The sequence below is a fragment of the Paenibacillus sp. GCM10023250 genome, from assembly GCF_042653205.1.
Lineage (GTDB): Bacteria > Bacillota > Bacilli > Paenibacillales > Paenibacillaceae > Paenibacillus_Z.
This window is the reverse complement of sequence record NZ_JBHSHY010000041.1, coordinates 26,313-41,658: the sequence shown is the minus strand read 5'-3', so window position 1 is coordinate 41,658 and position 15,346 is coordinate 26,313. Positions and strand designations below refer to the sequence as shown.

The window sequence follows — 15,346 nt, the reverse complement described above, 5'->3', positions numbered from 1 at the left end:
AGCCCCCCTCAAGATGAGATTTCCCAATTAGTAAGACCCCTTGAAGACGACGAGGTTGATAGGTTCGAGGTGGAAGCGCGGCAACGCGTGGAGCTGACGAATACTAATCGGTCGAGGGCTTATCCAAAACAAGCCCCACAAAGTGAAGTTCTGCTGACGAAGCGGAGACCGAGTACTTTGCGGGGACCCCAAATACATCTTGAAATCAGCTAAGCAAGACGTTCGCAATGGTTCGTATCCAGTTTTCAGGGTGGCAAGCTCACCTTGTACCTATGGCGATCGTGGCGAAGGGGTTAACGCACCGGTTTGTGGATCCGGCATTCGTGGGTTCAAGTCCCATCGGTCGCCCCATGATTTTCTCTCATTGCGTAAGTGGCTCAGCGGTAGAGCATCGCCTTGCCAAGGCGAGGGTCGCGGGTTCGATTCCCGTCTTCCGCTCCAACTAGTCCTAGATAAGCTTTGACCAGCGAGATTTCGCGGTCAAGGCTTTTTTTGTTTTACGGCTTTTTATTGATCGGCAATACTGTCGCACGCGCGGATCTGATGCGGAGCTGCCGGTGCTTAGACTGACGAGGAACGACGAGCCGTCAGAAACTAAAGCTGCCACTAACCAACACTGCCGGCTAGTGACAGCTTATGAATTGGATTTGAGCAGCAAGAGTTTCGCGGTTCAAACGGCTTTTTGCCTAATATCATCGCGTTTTTAAGGGCATGCACGAGGATGACCCGCCGTTTGGATATCCCTTTCGCCCGGGCGGCGGAGGTCAGAACCAACCGATGTCGGAAAGAAGATGCTGCCCGACGAATAAGGGTCGCTACAAAAAATGAACGGCCGCCGTCTCACCGGCGGGCCGTTCTTTTTTTTATTAGGGATAGAAGCGAAAGGGACATCGTCCCCGAAGCGCAATATGGACAGTACCGGGTGCATGAGGCGATAGTTCGGATCGTAGTAATTTTCGTCTAGGGCTTAATTACCTCGCAATGCGAACCAGAAGAGGGACGGTCGGGGAGGCTGTTTTACAAAGAAGTCGCGAAAAGTTTAAAAAATGAAAATAATTTCTTCGACAAAATGGCGAAATCGGTCTGTCAATTAACGTAGGAAAATGACTGATTTTGACGATATTAACGCCTCTTCAGCCTGTTTTATCTTTATTCTGTGACCGAGTGCCTAGTTTATTCCATCTAATACCACTATTTTCCTATTCATTAGGTCTCTACTCTGACAATCGGCTTCAACTCTATAATGGCTAAGTACATTGCAAAATTTTGGTTATTATTTTTTTTTCGACAGGGAGGAGGAAATCCATTCGTTATCCTATCTGCCACGCAAGCATGATAGGCATCATTCGCGATTATGCATTCGATAAGGAGCTGAAATGTAAGTGAATTGGAAAGCCTGGAAGCATCATCTATCTGTCTGTACCGCTTCTCTTCTCGTATTCTCCTTCGCGCTTCCAGTATCGGCAGCCGCAAGCGACCCTGTACATAACGGAACCGGACCTGCAGGCGCAGGTTTCATGTTATCCTCATCAGCTACTCCTAAAATCGATCCTCAAGTGACGGCAGACTTCGGCGATGCCGAATTCGTCACGTACATCGTCAAAATGAAGGAGCAGACGGACGCTACTCAGGTGTCCATGTTCGCCCAGCAACAGGCGCTTAAGAAAAAAATCTCACCCGCTGCCGCAAAGCTGTCCGTACGCAATGCCGTCATCGGCTCGCTACGGGAAACGGCCTTCAAGACACAGGGGTCCATTGAATCGGTCTTGAGCAAAGCCAAGTCTTCCGGCGGAGGCGTGAAAGACTATAAAAGCTTCTTTATCGTCAACGCGATAGCCGTCACTTCCACGAAGCAGGTGATGGAACAACTCGCTGCCCGGCCCGAGGTGGCAAGCATCGTACCCAATCGGGAATATACGCTTGATGATATGAAGACTTCCGAAGAAGCGGCTTCCGGTCATGCCGCAACCGCCGAGGCTTCTAGTAGTACCGCAACCGTCGAGGCTTCCTCCGAAGCGGAAACGTCTGCCACGGATAACGTCGCGTGGAACATCGACTACGTGCAAGCGCCTAAAGCATGGGAGATGGGCATCAACGGCACCGGGATCGTCGTGGCCAGCATCGACTCGGGCGTGGATTACACCCATCCGGCGTTGCAGCGCAAATGGCGCGCCTACCAGGACGGCATGATCGTCCATCCTGAGCTTAGCTGGTACGATGCCCATAGCGGCTCGCCGCTTCCCGAGGACAACGACGGCCACGGAACGCATACGGTGGGCACCATGGTGGGCTCGGAAGAGAACGGCAGCAATCAAATCGGCGCGGCTCCGGGCGCGAAATGGATTGCCGTCCGGACCTTCAACCCTAACTCGTCGGATGCCATCTTCCTTGCTGCCGGACAATGGCTGCTTGCGCCGACGGACAGCAATGGCGAACTGCATCCCGAGCTGGCTCCGGACGTCGTCAATAACTCGTGGGGCAACGAGATGGCGGGCAAGAACGAGTTCTTCCGTCCGATTGTGCAAGCTTGGCGCGCCGCCGGCATCTTTCCGGCCTTCGCGGCCGGCAATCTATCCATGAACAATCCGGGCGGACCCGGCTCCGTGACGAGCCCGGGGAATTATCCGGAATCGTTCGCTACTGGCGCTACGGACAGTAACGGCGACATCGCGTTCTTCTCCTTGCTCGGCCCGTCTCCCTTCGGAGAGGTGAAGCCCGATGTGTCTGCGCCCGGCGTAGGCATCCCGTCTTCTTTTCCGGGCGGCGAATACATCAGCGCGGACGGCACCTCGATGGCATCGCCGCTTACGGCAGGCGTCGCGGCCTTGCTCCTGCAGGCCAATCATTCCTTGACGGTCGACCAAGTCGAGGAAATCTTAATGAATACGGCTACGCCTCGAACGGACAGCAACTATCCCGAATCGCCCAATCAAGCGTACGGGGCAGGGATCATCAACGCGTATGAAGCCGTCCGCTCGGTTCTCGGCGATGCCGGAACGGGCTCCGTGTCCGGGAAGGTATTGACCGACGGTGAGGACGAACAGGCGCCGGTCATCGAGCACCAGCCGGTGCCGGTCGTCTATAAGGGCCGGGAAGCGAAGCTGACCGTCCAGGTCTCCGATAATATCAGCGTCGAGCAGGTCATCGCTTACGTGAGAAGCAAGGAGAACGACGCGTACACCGAAATTCCGCTGAACAGGGTTTCCGGCGATTTCAAATCCGGCCGGTACGAATCCGCGCTTCCCATCCAGGACATGAACCCCGTCGCGGGAATGGAGTATTATATAACGGCAACGGACTACGGAGACAACCGCGCCGAATCGCCCGTCTATTCCGTAGAGATCTCGAATGGCATCAAGCCGGGCTATCTGCAGGATTTCGAGGGAGACACGACGGGCTACATGACGGGCGGCCAACTTAACACGTGGGGCATAGGTACGCCTCTGCTGGGGCCGAAAGGCGCTTATTCCGGAAGCAAAGTTGCCGCCTCGAATCTGAATGCGCCTTATAAGGTGGGAGCGAATTCCTTCTTCATGACGCCGTCGATCGATTTAACGGAGAGTCCGGAAGGCGCCATACTATCGTTCAAAAATTGGTATAAACTTCTACCGGATATTGATTATGGCATCGTGTACGCTGCAACGGAGAACAACGTTTACGAATTAGCCAGGTTCACCGGGCAAAGCGGCGGTTGGGGTTCGCAATTCATTGACTTGCGGCCGTTCGCCGGTCAGCGAATCGATCTCATCTTCAATCTCTCCGTCGCGCCATACGGCGGGCTGGATGAGGGCTGGTACATCGACGATTTGTCCGTGCAGCTTCCGGATTCCGTTCCGCCGGCCGTGCCGACAGGTCTGACGGGGGAATCCGACGCTGTCGGGAACGTAAGCTTGACGTGGGAAGCTCCGGCCGACGAAGACGTAGCCGGCTATGACGTATACCGCGCGATCGGCGGCGGACCGTCTGAGAAGATCGGAACGTCCAAAACGGCGGCATTCACGGACTTCGCCGCGCCTCACGATTCGACCGCCGCTTACCAGATCGCTGCCTTCGATTTCAGCGGGAACACGGGCGAGCTTTCGCAGACGTTTACGGTCGACATCCCGCATTATACTCCACTGTTCGAAGATAAATTCGACGGGGAGTCCGATAACGGTTGGACGCATGGCGGACAAAACGACGATTGGGCGCGCGGCGTACCCACCGGAATCGGACCGGCAAACGCCTTGTCGTCCCCGAACGTCTGGGCGACCAATCTAACCGGTAAGTACGCGAACAACGGCAATTATTCGCTAGTCTCGCCTGTGATTGATTTGGGGCAGGCGGAGCATGCGTCCGTGATGTTCCACCACTTCTATGAGATCGACGACTATGATTACGCTCGATTCGAAATCTCCGCCGATGGCGGCACGACCTGGACGCAGATCGCCGCCTTCAACGGCAATTGGAATAATTCGAACGAACGTTGGGAACCGTTCAGTTACGACCTTGCTCCTTACCTGCACCAGCAAGTCCAATTCCGTTTCCGCATGGAAACCGATCAAGGCATGAATTTTTCCGGCTGGTATATCGATAACTTCCGCGTTCTGGACGTCGACGCCCCTACAGCAAGCCTGCAAGCGGGTCAGACCTCCGGCGGCAGGCAGCTGAAGGAGCCGGTACTTGCCTATCCGGAATTATCCATAGCGGAGGCAGCGCCGATCGGCTCGGGCTTGTCCGCGACAGCCGTCAAGGCGAAGCCGGAAGGTTTGCCGGCTAACGCCACGGTCACGCTGCTTGAAACCGGCCTGTCCGTAACCACGAACCGGACGGGCGCGTATGAGTTCCGCCATGTGCCCGGTAACTATCAGTTGCGGGCGGAGGCCTACGGTTACTACCCGCAAACGAAGCCCGTGACGATCACGAAGGATGCGTCCAGCGTAGTGGACTTCAAACTGGAGGCGATTCCGCAAGGTCGCATCAACGGCATCGTGACCGACGAACGAATCAAGCAGCCGGTCGCGGATGCGGTCGTCATGGTTATGGAAGACGCGCGCATCGCGCCCGTCCGTACCGATGCGAACGGTGCCTTCTCGCTCGACGTGCTTGAAGGGGAGTACACGCTCTCGGTCTCTTCTCAGGAACATCAGTTGAAACGCGTATCCGTGACGGTTCCCCCGGATGGCTCGGTGCAGGCGGACATCGCGCTCAAACCATTCATCGGCTATCCGAACGCCATCGGGTACGACGATGGTACCGGAGAAAACGGCTACGCTTATTACTATGATGGAGACAGCTATGCGGTTCGTATGACGCCGGGATCGGAAAACGTGCTGGTTACGGGCGCCATGATCCAGTTCTGGGATGCCATCTGGCCGTATCCTGGATCCGATCAGTTCGAGTATGCGGTCTATGACGCGAGCGGAGTGGCCGGTTCTCCCGGCAAGCTGCTGGCGGGACCATTCCCGGGAACGGGCTTGAGGAACGGGGAGTGGACCAGTGTAACGCTGCCTGCCCCGGTTATGGTGCACGGCGACTTCTATATTGTGGTCGTTCAGGTCGGGGATAACCCGAATCAGATCGGGATGTCCGTGGATTTGGACGAGCCGTTGGCCGGCCGCAGCTGGCAGCTGACCGAGGGGACGTGGCGCCTGTTCGAGGTCGGAAACTGGATGATCCGGGCGCTTGTGAACGACCCGCTCGATCCGCCCGTCATCGAGACCCCCGCGAATCACGACATTACGAATAAGGATCGCGTAAATGTTGAAGGATTCGCACCGGCCGACAGCGCTACCGTCAACGTGTATAACGGTGAGGAGCTTGCCGGAACGGGAACGACGAAGAACGGCAAGTTCAGCGTAGCTGCCTCGCTGCATCCGGGTTCGAACCGGTTGACCGCCGAATTCATCATGAACGGCAAAACGACGGACCGTTCCGAACCTGCGGATGTCGTGATGGATATCACGAATCCGAGCCTGTCGGTGGACGCTCCGGAGGACGGCTTCAAAACGAATAAAGAAGCACTCAGCCTCTCGGGCACGACCAGCGACGAATACTTCGGCGTGCTGACGGTCAACGGCGAGACGGCAAAGGTGAATGCCGATGGGACGTTCACGCACCGCATTCTGCTGGATGAAGGCGAGAACGCCGTCCGCGTCACCGCGAAAGATCTAGCAGGTAACGAAACGACGATCACGCGCATGGTGTATTTGGATCTGAACGGGCCGAACATCGATCATCTTGCGCCGGAGAAGGATGTGAACTTGAAGCCGGGCGACACGCTGAACGTCTCGTTCGACAGCGATCCTGGCCTGCAAGCGACGTTCTGGATCCAGTATCCGATGGCGGTGAATCGCGCGAAGGCCGGCGAGATCGCGATGATGGAGAGCGCGGAGACGCCGGGGCATTATGAAGGAAGCTACGTGCTGCCGGCGGATTCGCACATCAACGGCGGACTCATTGCGGTGCGCGTCCGGGATGAGAGCGGCAACGAATCGCAAGCCATAGCCGCAGGGAAGTTGTTTGTCGCGAGCGGTAACAGCGGCGGCGGCGGTGGCGGCGGTATGGTAATCGCTCCGCCTGCGCCAAGCACGGACTATGCATTGGCCGCGGTTATCGGCCAAGGACTCGCGAAGCAAGAGGTGAAGCCTGTTATCCAAACGGTCGGAACCAGCGTGACCGCAGTTATTTCCGATGCCGACCTGAAGCAGGCCTTAAGCAAGGCGCCTGTAGCGATCGTCGTTCCAGCGGCGGCCGCTGCTTCGCAGCAGTCACAGCTGCGCCTGACTGCCGGCCAAGCCGCGCTGCTGGCGAAGTCCAATTCGGCGAATGCGATCGTATTCACGAATGGCACATCCGCCATCGCGCTGCCGGTCACGGCGTTCGCCAAGGCACCGGCAAATGCGGACGTGTTCATTACGATGGGGGATGCAGCGGCGCAAAGCGCGGCATTCACAAGCGCCGTATCCGGCATCACGGTCATCGGAACGCCGGTTGCGTTCGGCGTGAGCACCGTTACGGGCACGACCGTTCACCCGCTGCAGCTGTCGGGCAAGGAGCTCGTGAAGCAATCCTTCGTTCTTGCGAACAGCGCCAAGGTGAAAGCGGCAGGAGCGCTCTACTTGGCGGATGGTCAAGCGAACCCCGCGCCTGCGGCCTTTACGGACAACGCCGACGGGACTGTGACGGTGTCGATTAGCCGTCCCGGCTACGCAACGTACGCGGTGGCGGCCGGATCGACCGTGTTCCAAGACATGGACGGCCGAGCGGCGAAGGCGAAAATCGCTGCCCTCGCGGACAGGCTCCTGATTGAAGGTACCTCGAACACGGCGTTCTCGCCGACCGTTCAGGTGACGCGCGCGCAATTCGCGGCGATGTTGACCCGCGCGCTTGGGTTGCCGAACGTTGACGGGAAGCCGTTCACGGATGTCGCGTCTGATAAATGGTACGCGGACGAAGTCGGTGCCGCATATCAGGCCGGCTTGATCCAAGGCACAGGGAAGGGCATGTTCAATCCTGAAGGGCTGATTACGCGTCAGGACTTGGCGATTATGCTGGAGAGAGCGGCAGCGCTGCTTCGTTTGAAGCTGGATGCCGTATCGAGTCATATCGCCTTCGCAGATGGTGCCGACATTGCCGGCTATGCGAAGAATAGCGTGCAGGCCGTTACGGACGGCGGCATCATCGGCGGAACCGAGCAAGGTGCCGGCCTCGTCTTCAGGCCGAAAGCGGCGGCAACGCGGGAAGAAGCCGCGGAAGCCATGTACAATTTGCTGCGGCTTGCCGGGATATTTCAATAACGAATAACGAATAACGAACGAACTGGAAAGGCCGCTTCGCTTCTGAGACCGATCGGATGCGAGGCGGCCTTTCCTCATGCGCAGTTACGTGAACAAGCAAGAAGCACCGCGAACAACGCGGTGCTTCTTTTCCTTATGGAGGAGTGAAAAGGGCGGCAGAGCGACCCGTCAGCCGATCGCGATGCGCTCGACGTCCAGCTCGAAGCCTTCCGGCCCGGCGATGTCCAGCTCGACCGCGGCCGGCGCCGCGACGCGCAGCGTCATGCGCTTCGCGGCTTCGTCCAGCCGCCACGAGACGTCGATCCGGCCGCTGCCCGGCAGCGGCACGGAGCCGCGCGCCCAGGCGAGGCCTGACGGCTTCGGCGCGATGCGCACCTTCGTCCAGCCGGGGGTAATGCCGCGCACGCCGAGGATCTCCGAGCCGAGGAAGTAGACGGGGCCGGCCGACCAGGCATGGCAGTGGCTGCGCGTCGGCATCTTCGCGTTCTGCGTAATGCCGCTCGTCGGGTATACCTCCCAGACGGTGGTCGCGCCGTTGTCCACCATGGCGGCGTACTGCGTCCGAATGTCCCGCATCATGACGTCCTGCAGCCCCAGGTTCGCGAGCGCTTCGTGGTAGAAGAACGACATGAACGGGCTGCCGATCTGCACGAACGACGCCGGGGGCTCGACGATGTAGGCCCTAATGACGACCGCGCGTTCTTCATCCGGAATGCCGCACAGGCTCGCGACGACCTGCGTCTGCATGCTGGTCGTCTTCGACGGGCTGCCGTCGACATGAAGGCAGTCCAGGTACGCCCGGCGCGACGCGTCCCACAGGTGCGCGTTGATCGCGCCCCGCAGCCGGTTCGCCGCCGCTTCGAAACGATCGCCGGCTGCCGCGTCGCCGGCCGCCGCCGCGAGCGCCGCCGCATCGCGCAGCGCCTTGACGAGGAACATGTTTTGCGGTGACACGACGCCGTCGCCCGGCTGCTCGAAATTCGCCCAATCCAGCAGGTTCCAGCCCTTGATCTTCAAGAGGCCGCGCTCGTCGAGCTTCGCGAGGTAGTGCTCCAGCGTGAAGCGGACATGCGGCCACAAGTCGCGGGCGAACGTCTCGCTGCCGGCGTATCGATAATGTTCCAGGCACGCCGTCACCCAGAAAAACGTCCAGTTCGGAATGACGCTGCTCCAGCCGCTCGGGACCTGATCGCCGTACAGCGGCGTCTGGAACGCGGATTCCGGCACGAGCCGCAGGATGCGCTCGACGATCTCGGACGAGCCGAACGCGTAATAGTTGATCAGCGAGGCGTTGCGCGCGTCGCCGACCCAGAACGTCTGCTCGAACGCCGGGCAGTCCACGAACGTATCTTCCATACACAGGCGCGTCGTATCCCGGCTGATCCGCCAGATTTCGTTCAGCATCGCGTCGCTCGAGTGGAATGTGCCGGCGTTCGCGACCGGGAAATTGCTCTGGAGGAGCTTGACCTCGTACAGCTTGACCGGCCGCGAGGCGCCGCGCACCGTCACCGCGAGGTAGCGCAAGCCGCGGCGGACCAAGGACGTGTAGGATTGCCGTCCCTCCCGGCACGTGTAACGCAGCGTATTGTCGAGCTCGTACGTGTACTGGCGCCAGCCGTCGCGCATGTATTCGAAGCCGTACAAGTCGACGATCGTCCCTTCGCCGGCATCGAGCTCGAACGCGACGTAGCCCGTCAATTCGCGGCCGAAATCGATCAGCACCTCCGTGTCCAGTCCCGGATGGAGCGGAACGACGCCGGGGTCGGCGCTCGCGAGCACGGCGCGCTGCAGGGCGGCCGGTAGCGGCTGCGGAAGGTCGACGGTCCGCCAGGCGGTCTGCGTGTAGACGTCCGCCGCGTGATACAGCCGCGGATCGATCGGGCGCACCCATTCGCGGCAGCCGGCGAGCCCGGATTCGGAAGCGATGCGCTTGGCCGCTGCGTACGCCGCGGGCTCTCGGTCGACGACCGTATCCGGCTGATGGTCGATATGCTCGCCGGCGGCGAACGCGCCGATGGCGACGAACGGCACGCGGCTTTCGCCGTCACTGAGGCCTTCGACGCCGTTCACGACCGGCGCGCGCAGCGCGAACGGCACGTCGCCGTCGAGTCCGAGGTGATAGGCATGGCCGTGCGTTGCCCGGTTCAGGTCGAGCAGCAGCAGATGCTCGCCGGCCGCAAGCCGCGCCTGTACGAACTGCTGCGGGGCTTCGCCGTAATAGTCCTCCGCGGCGAGCCAATGGCCGTCCAAGCTGACGCGCAGCGGCATGCGGCCGTTGTCAACGCTGCCGATCGTCAGCACGCCGTCTTTCGCCATCGTCACCACGGCGGCGAGCAAGCCGACGATCGTCACGGGATTGGCGTGGTTCACGCTCTCCGGCGCCATGATCGTCCGAATGTCGAACGCCGCGCTCCAGGCCGGGGGCTTCACGGCGTTCAGCTCTTCGACGCGGGCCGGATAGACCGGCTCCTCCGTCAGGTAGGGAATCGGCCGCGGCGACAAGGTCGTCCAAGGCGCCATCCCCGGCGCGCCGATGACCGCCGCGCGGTCCCAGGCGGCATCGTCAAAGCCGGGCAGCTTCCAGCCCTCGTCCCAGCCGCGGCCGTCGTAACGCTCCGTGAACGCGAGCTGGCATGAGATGCGCTGCGAGGTGGCGTCGAACGCGCCGTGCACCGCGGTCGTCCACGTCCCGTCCGTGCCGAGCAGCGTGCGGGAGGCGCCGCTCTCGCGCCGCTCGAGCTGCAGCAGGAGGCCTCCCCGGCCCCGCAAATATTGAAACGTCGCCACGCCGTAGTGCAGGACAAGGACGGCGATCGTATTGGCCTCCCCGGGTTTCAGCAGATGGCCGACGTCGTATTCGTCGTAAGGCAGGTTCGACGGGAAGGCGCGGACCGGCCCCCGTCCGACCTGCGTGCCGTTCACGTACAGCACGTAGCGGGAATCCGCCGTCAGCCTCAGCAGCGTCCCGCCGGCAGATGCCTCGTCCGGCACGCGAAATTCTTTGCGGAAACAGCGCCATTCGTTGCGGGGACTGGCTTCGCCCGGCCCCCATATCCAAGATGCTTGCCACATGCAGGTTGCCTCCTCGAAATCGGATTCATCTTCTACATTGTACCGGAGAACCGCATGTCGGACTGGGGGCGATCCGGACGTTGAATCGGGTCGATTGGGACATCCGGGCGGCACGGGATCCCGTCAAGCCCAGCCTGGCTGCGTCAAGGTGGCAGAACGTGGAAGAAAGACCGGTTTTGCCGCGATAACGGTGGCGGAAGGCGGCTGAACGGGGATTTCCGCCCGCCACTCGCCCCTGAAGCGCTTCCCAGCCCGGCCGGGCATGCATTACAATGGCGGAAGCCGCATATGGCCAGCCGTCGCGCCGGGGAGGACACGAATCGCATGAAAGCGGGAATCGGACTGCATTGGAAACTGAGAAGAACGGGGCCGGGACCGATCGCGCCGGAGAGGCGCCTCGGGAAGGACGCGGTGACCGCGCTGATCATTCACGGCTGCTTTCAATTCGGCGCCTCCATGTCGGGGTTGTTTCTCAATCTCTATCTATGGCGGCTCACGCAGGATCTATACGTCAACGGGATCTACAATATCATCGTCTTCCTGTTCACGCCCCTGGCCTTCGCGGTCGGGGGCAAAATTACGAAGCTGAAGGACCGGATGGTCACGTACCGGCTCGGCATCGTCATGATCGCCGTCTTCTACTTGCTCGTCGTCCTCGCGAGGGAGCATGTCGCGGCGTGGTACGTGCCGTTCGCCATCTTCAACGGCATCGCCGGGGGCTTCTACTGGACCGGCTACCTGGTGCTCATGTACGACGTGTCGACGGAGCAGAACCGCGTCCGGTTTCTCGCGGTCAACATGGTCGTGTTCAATTCGGCCGGCTTGATCGGACCTGCGCTGGCGGGCTTCATCATCCAGCTGAGCGGCGGCCTGCAGGGCTATATTTTCGTGTTCCTGATCGCCTTCGTCATGTTCGTCGCGGCGTCGGCCGTCAGCTTCCGCATCCCGATGATCGTCTCGCACCATAAAGCGTATTACCTGCGGCTGGTCGGGCTCGTTATGCGCCGCAACGGGCTGTGGGTCAAGGGGCTGGCCGCTTTCCTGATCCTCGGCCTGTTCCAGGGCATCATGCTGTTCCTGCCCAATATCCTGCTCTTCCAAACCGTCGGCCGGGAGGATCTCGTCGGGTATCTGGGCGTCTGCTTCTCGGCGCTGACGGTCGGGACGGGCTATGTCATCTCCCGGCGGGTCGGCAAGGAGCCGGTGCGCAAGTTCGTGCTGTATTCGTCGGCCGGCATCGTGCTCGGCGCCGCCTTCCTGCTCTATGACGTCCGCGTCTGGACGGTGATCGTGTTCATGATTGCCTTCTCCATCTGCAATCCGCTCGCGGTGAACACGCTCACTTCCTATTATTACGGCCTGATCGGCAAGCTGCCGCTGAAGGGCCAGCTGCGGGTCGAATCGGTCGTCATGCGCGAAACGTTCCTCAATACGGGGCGGGTCGTCTCCATCGTCCTGCTGCTGTGCTTCGCGGGCGACCTGGCGTCGGTCTGGCTGCCGGTCATCCTCGCGGTCATGGCTGTCTGCCAGTTCGCGCTGTTCTGGCTCATCCGGGAGTAACGCGGCATCCGCCGCCGCTGCTGCCAAGCGTACATATTTCAACCGCCCTCCGCATACGCATTACTCTCGGCGATATAAGGAGGGCTCGGGATGGACGTCTGGAAGGAAATGAAACGTCTGCAGGTCGAGCAGGTCGTCTTCTGCCAGGAGGAAGCCGCCGGGCTGCAGGCGGTCATCGCGATTCACAGCACGAAGCTCGGGCCTGCGCTCGGGGGATGCCGGATGTGGACGTACGCCTCGGAAAACGACGCCGTCGCGGACGCGGTCCGGTTGGCGCGCGGCATGACGTACAAGTCGGCCTTCTTCGGCCTGCCGTACGGCGGCGGCAAGGCGGTCATCGTCGGCGACCCAGCCACGGAGAAGAGCGAGGATAAGTTCCGCGCCCTGGGCCGGTTCATCGAACGGCTGCAGGGGCGCTATATAACCGGCGTCGACCTGGGGACGACCGTCCGGGACATGGATTGGATCCTCCTGGAGACGTCCTACGTGACGGACACGTCCGGCACGATCATGGCGACGGGCGATTTTACGGCGGAAATGACGGCGTACGGCGTATTTCTCGGGATGAAGGCGTCGGCGGACTACTTGCTCGGCAACGGGGACTTGGCCGGCCGGACGGTGGCGGTGCAGGGGCTGGGGAAAGTCGGCTATCTGCTGTGCGGCATGCTGCGCGACGCGGGAGCCCAGCTCATCGTCGCGGACATCGACGACGCCAGGGTGGAGAAGGCGGTCAAAGCGTACCATGCGCGCGTCGCCGCCCCGGACGCGATCTACGGCGAGAGCTGCGACATCTTCGCCCCGTGCGCGCTCGGCGGGGTGCTGAACGACGATACGATCCCGAAGCTGCGCTGCGCGATCGTCGCGGGAGCCGCGAACAATCAGCTGCAGGAGGAGATCCGTCACGGCGAGGACCTGGAGCAGCGCGGAATCCTGTATGCGCCGGACTACGTGCTGAACGCGGGCGGGATCATCATTACCGCCTGCGAGCTGCAGGGCATGTCCGTGCCGGACATGAAGCGGAGCGTGGAGCGGATCTACGGGCTGCTGCAGAAGGTGTACCGCTACGCCCGGCAGGAGGGAGTGCCGACGTGGCTGGCCGCGAACCTGATGGCCGAGGAAGAGCTGCAGCGGCCGTGAACGAGGCGGCACGGCGAGCGGGGAGTTGCGGCGAGCGGGATGTCCGAAGTTCCGGCCTGGCGGCTTGGCGGGAGCGGGATGCGGCCGGAGGGCGGAGGAACGCTGCGCGGACGGTATGCGCCGGGACGCTAAGGCGCCGAAACGCGAGGCAGGGTGTACGCGTGCGCGCCCGCGTTATGAAAGAAGACGGCTCGTCACTTCGCCGAAGTGTCGAGCCGTCTTCTGCCGTCCGGCCGCTGGCGCATGAACCGCGTCCACCAGCCGCCCGCGGCGAATCCGAGCGCCCGCGCTGAGGCGCTGCTTTTCCGCCCGCCGCTCCAGAGCTTGCGAAGCTCGCCTTCCGATTCGCGGTACTGCCGCAGCTTCTCTTCCGTATACGTCACCAGATAGCCGTGCATGTTCGATTCCTCCTCGCGATGTCTTGCTTTCATTATGCAATCGCCAATAGAGGAGAAAAAGAGTAGAATTGGTGCGAATGCCTTCCCCTTTTTTTACGGGAAGCGGCAGGCAAGCGGGCGCTAAGCACGCCGATACTCGCAGTGATACAAGGAGGAGACGGATGATGGAACGCATGCAGGAGAACCGGCCGGCACAAAACGAAGAGCGGCTGAAATACCCGATCGGCCATTTCGAGTGGAGCGGGGATATTCCGAAGCCGCAGCGCGACGCGTGGATTGCGGACATCGCGGAGCTGCCCGCCCGGCTGCGGGCGGCCGTCGCGGGACTGTCCGACGAACGGCTGGACACGCCGTACCGGGACGGCGGCTGGACGGTGCGCCAAGTGGTGCACCATGTGCCGGATAGCCATATGAACAGCTATATCCGCTTCAAGCTGGCACTGACGGAGGAGAAACCGACGATCCGGCCGTATTACGAGGACCGGTGGGCGGAGCTGCCGGACTCGGCCGCGCCGATCGAAGCGCCGCTGGCGCTGCTGGATGCCCTGCACGAGCGATGGGTCGGGCTGCTCGCCGGCATGAGGGACGACGATTATGCGCGCAGCTTCGTCCATCCGGAGACGGGCAAGGAAATCCAGCTGGACTACAACCTCGGCGTCTACGCCTGGCACGGCAAGCATCATCTCGCGCACGTGACGGAGCTCGCGAAGCGGCAGGGCTGGTAAGTCCCCGAAGCGGTCGGGCACGGCAGGCACGTCAGGCACGGCAGGCGACGGCGGCCGAAGCGGCCGCTGCCGCTCATTCCGACAACTCGTCGAGCGTCTTGCTGAAGCTCGGCGCCATCTCGGCGAGGAACCAATCGACCTCCGGCATCCCGAGGGCGGCGAGTTTGTGCTCCGTCTGCCCCTTCGCCACGGCGAACTCGCGGTTGCCGGAGGACAGTTCGGACAAGCATTTCATATACGCGTCAAGCAGATCGGCCGCCTTCACCATGCTGCGAAGCCCGGCCTCTTCGGCGTTCGCCGGCTCGCCGAGCACGAGCGGCCCGTAGACGCCTTGCAGCGGTTCCGGCACCATGCCGAGCAGCCGCTCGGCGGCCATCGCCTCGATCTCGCGGAAGTTCGCGAGCATCTTCGGGTTGTGGTGCTTCACGGGCGTCGGAATGTCGCCGGTGAATACCTCCGTCGCGTCGTGGAACAGCGCCATCGCCGCCGCCCGGTCGGCGCGGAGCGATTTGCCGAACACGGCGTTGCCGATCTCGCAGAGCAGATGGGCGAGCAGCGCGACGTGATAGGAATGCTCCGCGACGGTTTCGCGGGTCGTGTTGCGCATCAGGCTCCAGCGCTCGATGTAGCGCAAGCGGTACATATACGCCGTAAAGTGGCTGTCCGTCATGGGGAC

The 15,346-nt window shown here is 61.4% G+C and carries 7 protein-coding genes, 2 tRNA genes and 1 rRNA gene; 7 read left to right on the top strand and 3 right to left on the bottom strand.

Translation table 11 applies throughout. The annotated features are described in order from the left end of the window. The 4 genes from ACFPB1_RS22700 to ACFPB1_RS22685 form a co-directional block, all read left to right on the top strand. Positions 1 to 127 (top strand): 23S ribosomal RNA (locus tag ACFPB1_RS22700); the annotation flags it as partial. 148 nt (positions 128 to 275) lie between these two features. Continuing rightward, positions 276 to 351 (top strand) — tRNA-His (locus ACFPB1_RS22695). 15 nt (positions 352 to 366) lie between these two features. After that, a tRNA-Gly gene (locus ACFPB1_RS22690) sits at positions 367 to 441 on the top strand. Positions 442 to 1,517: 1,076 nt separating this feature from the next. Beyond that, complete coding sequence (locus ACFPB1_RS22685) at positions 1,518 to 7,778, top strand: S8 family serine peptidase (RefSeq protein WP_379228412.1); 6,261 nt, start codon at positions 1,518 to 1,520, stop codon at positions 7,776 to 7,778. Positions 7,779 to 7,946: 168 nt separating this feature from the next. Here ACFPB1_RS22685 and ACFPB1_RS22680 read toward each other — a convergent pair whose 3' ends face one another. Next, positions 7,947 to 10,850, bottom strand: a complete 2,904-nt coding sequence (locus ACFPB1_RS22680; protein ID WP_379228411.1) for a family 78 glycoside hydrolase catalytic domain — start codon at positions 10,848 to 10,850, stop codon at positions 7,947 to 7,949. A 324-nt stretch (positions 10,851 to 11,174) separates the two neighbouring features. On the opposite strand from ACFPB1_RS22680, the gene ACFPB1_RS22675 reads away from it, so the two are divergent. After that, positions 11,175 to 12,410 (top strand): MFS transporter, encoded by a 1,236-nt coding sequence (locus tag ACFPB1_RS22675; protein ID WP_379228410.1) that lies wholly within the window; start codon positions 11,175 to 11,177, stop codon positions 12,408 to 12,410. A 90-nt stretch (positions 12,411 to 12,500) separates the two neighbouring features. Beyond that, positions 12,501 to 13,547 (top strand): Glu/Leu/Phe/Val family dehydrogenase, encoded by a 1,047-nt coding sequence (locus tag ACFPB1_RS22670; RefSeq protein ID WP_379228409.1) that lies wholly within the window; start codon positions 12,501 to 12,503, stop codon positions 13,545 to 13,547. 194 nt (positions 13,548 to 13,741) lie between these two features. Here ACFPB1_RS22670 and ACFPB1_RS22665 read toward each other — a convergent pair whose 3' ends face one another. Next, entirely contained in the window at positions 13,742 to 13,945 is a 204-nt protein-coding gene (locus tag ACFPB1_RS22665; protein ID WP_379228408.1) for a hypothetical protein, read from the bottom strand. Between the two features lie 161 nt (positions 13,946 to 14,106). Between ACFPB1_RS22665 and ACFPB1_RS22660 the strand changes: the two genes are divergently transcribed. Continuing rightward, positions 14,107 to 14,670 carry a YfiT family bacillithiol transferase gene (locus tag ACFPB1_RS22660; protein WP_379228407.1) on the top strand — a complete coding sequence of 188 codons (564 nt, stop codon included), beginning with the start codon at positions 14,107 to 14,109 and terminating at the stop codon, positions 14,668 to 14,670. Positions 14,671 to 14,743: 73 nt separating this feature from the next. Here ACFPB1_RS22660 and yfbR read toward each other — a convergent pair whose 3' ends face one another. Beyond that, complete coding sequence (yfbR, locus tag ACFPB1_RS22655) at positions 14,744 to 15,340, bottom strand: 5'-deoxynucleotidase (RefSeq protein ID WP_379228405.1); 597 nt, start codon at positions 15,338 to 15,340, stop codon at positions 14,744 to 14,746. Between the last annotated feature and the right edge of the window lie 6 nt (positions 15,341 to 15,346).

What these genes read in the sequence shown, in the direction of transcription:
- ACFPB1_RS22660 (WP_379228407.1), top strand. Translation starts at nt 14,107, where the DNA reads ATGATGGAACGCATGCAGGAGAACCGGCCGGCACAAAACGAAGAGCGG.
- ACFPB1_RS22680 (WP_379228411.1), bottom strand. Translation starts at nt 10,850, where the DNA reads ATGTGGCAAGCATCTTGGATATGGGGGCCGGGCGAAGCCAGTCCCCGC.
- ACFPB1_RS22685 (WP_379228412.1), top strand. Translation starts at nt 1,518, where the DNA reads ATGTTATCCTCATCAGCTACTCCTAAAATCGATCCTCAAGTGACGGCA.
- ACFPB1_RS22670 (WP_379228409.1), top strand. Translation starts at nt 12,501, where the DNA reads ATGGACGTCTGGAAGGAAATGAAACGTCTGCAGGTCGAGCAGGTCGTC.
- ACFPB1_RS22665 (WP_379228408.1), bottom strand. Translation starts at nt 13,945, where the DNA reads ATGCACGGCTATCTGGTGACGTATACGGAAGAGAAGCTGCGGCAGTAC.
- ACFPB1_RS22675 (WP_379228410.1), top strand. Translation starts at nt 11,175, where the DNA reads ATGAAAGCGGGAATCGGACTGCATTGGAAACTGAGAAGAACGGGGCCG.
- yfbR (WP_379228405.1), bottom strand. Translation starts at nt 15,340, where the DNA reads ATGACGGACAGCCACTTTACGGCGTATATGTACCGCTTGCGCTACATC.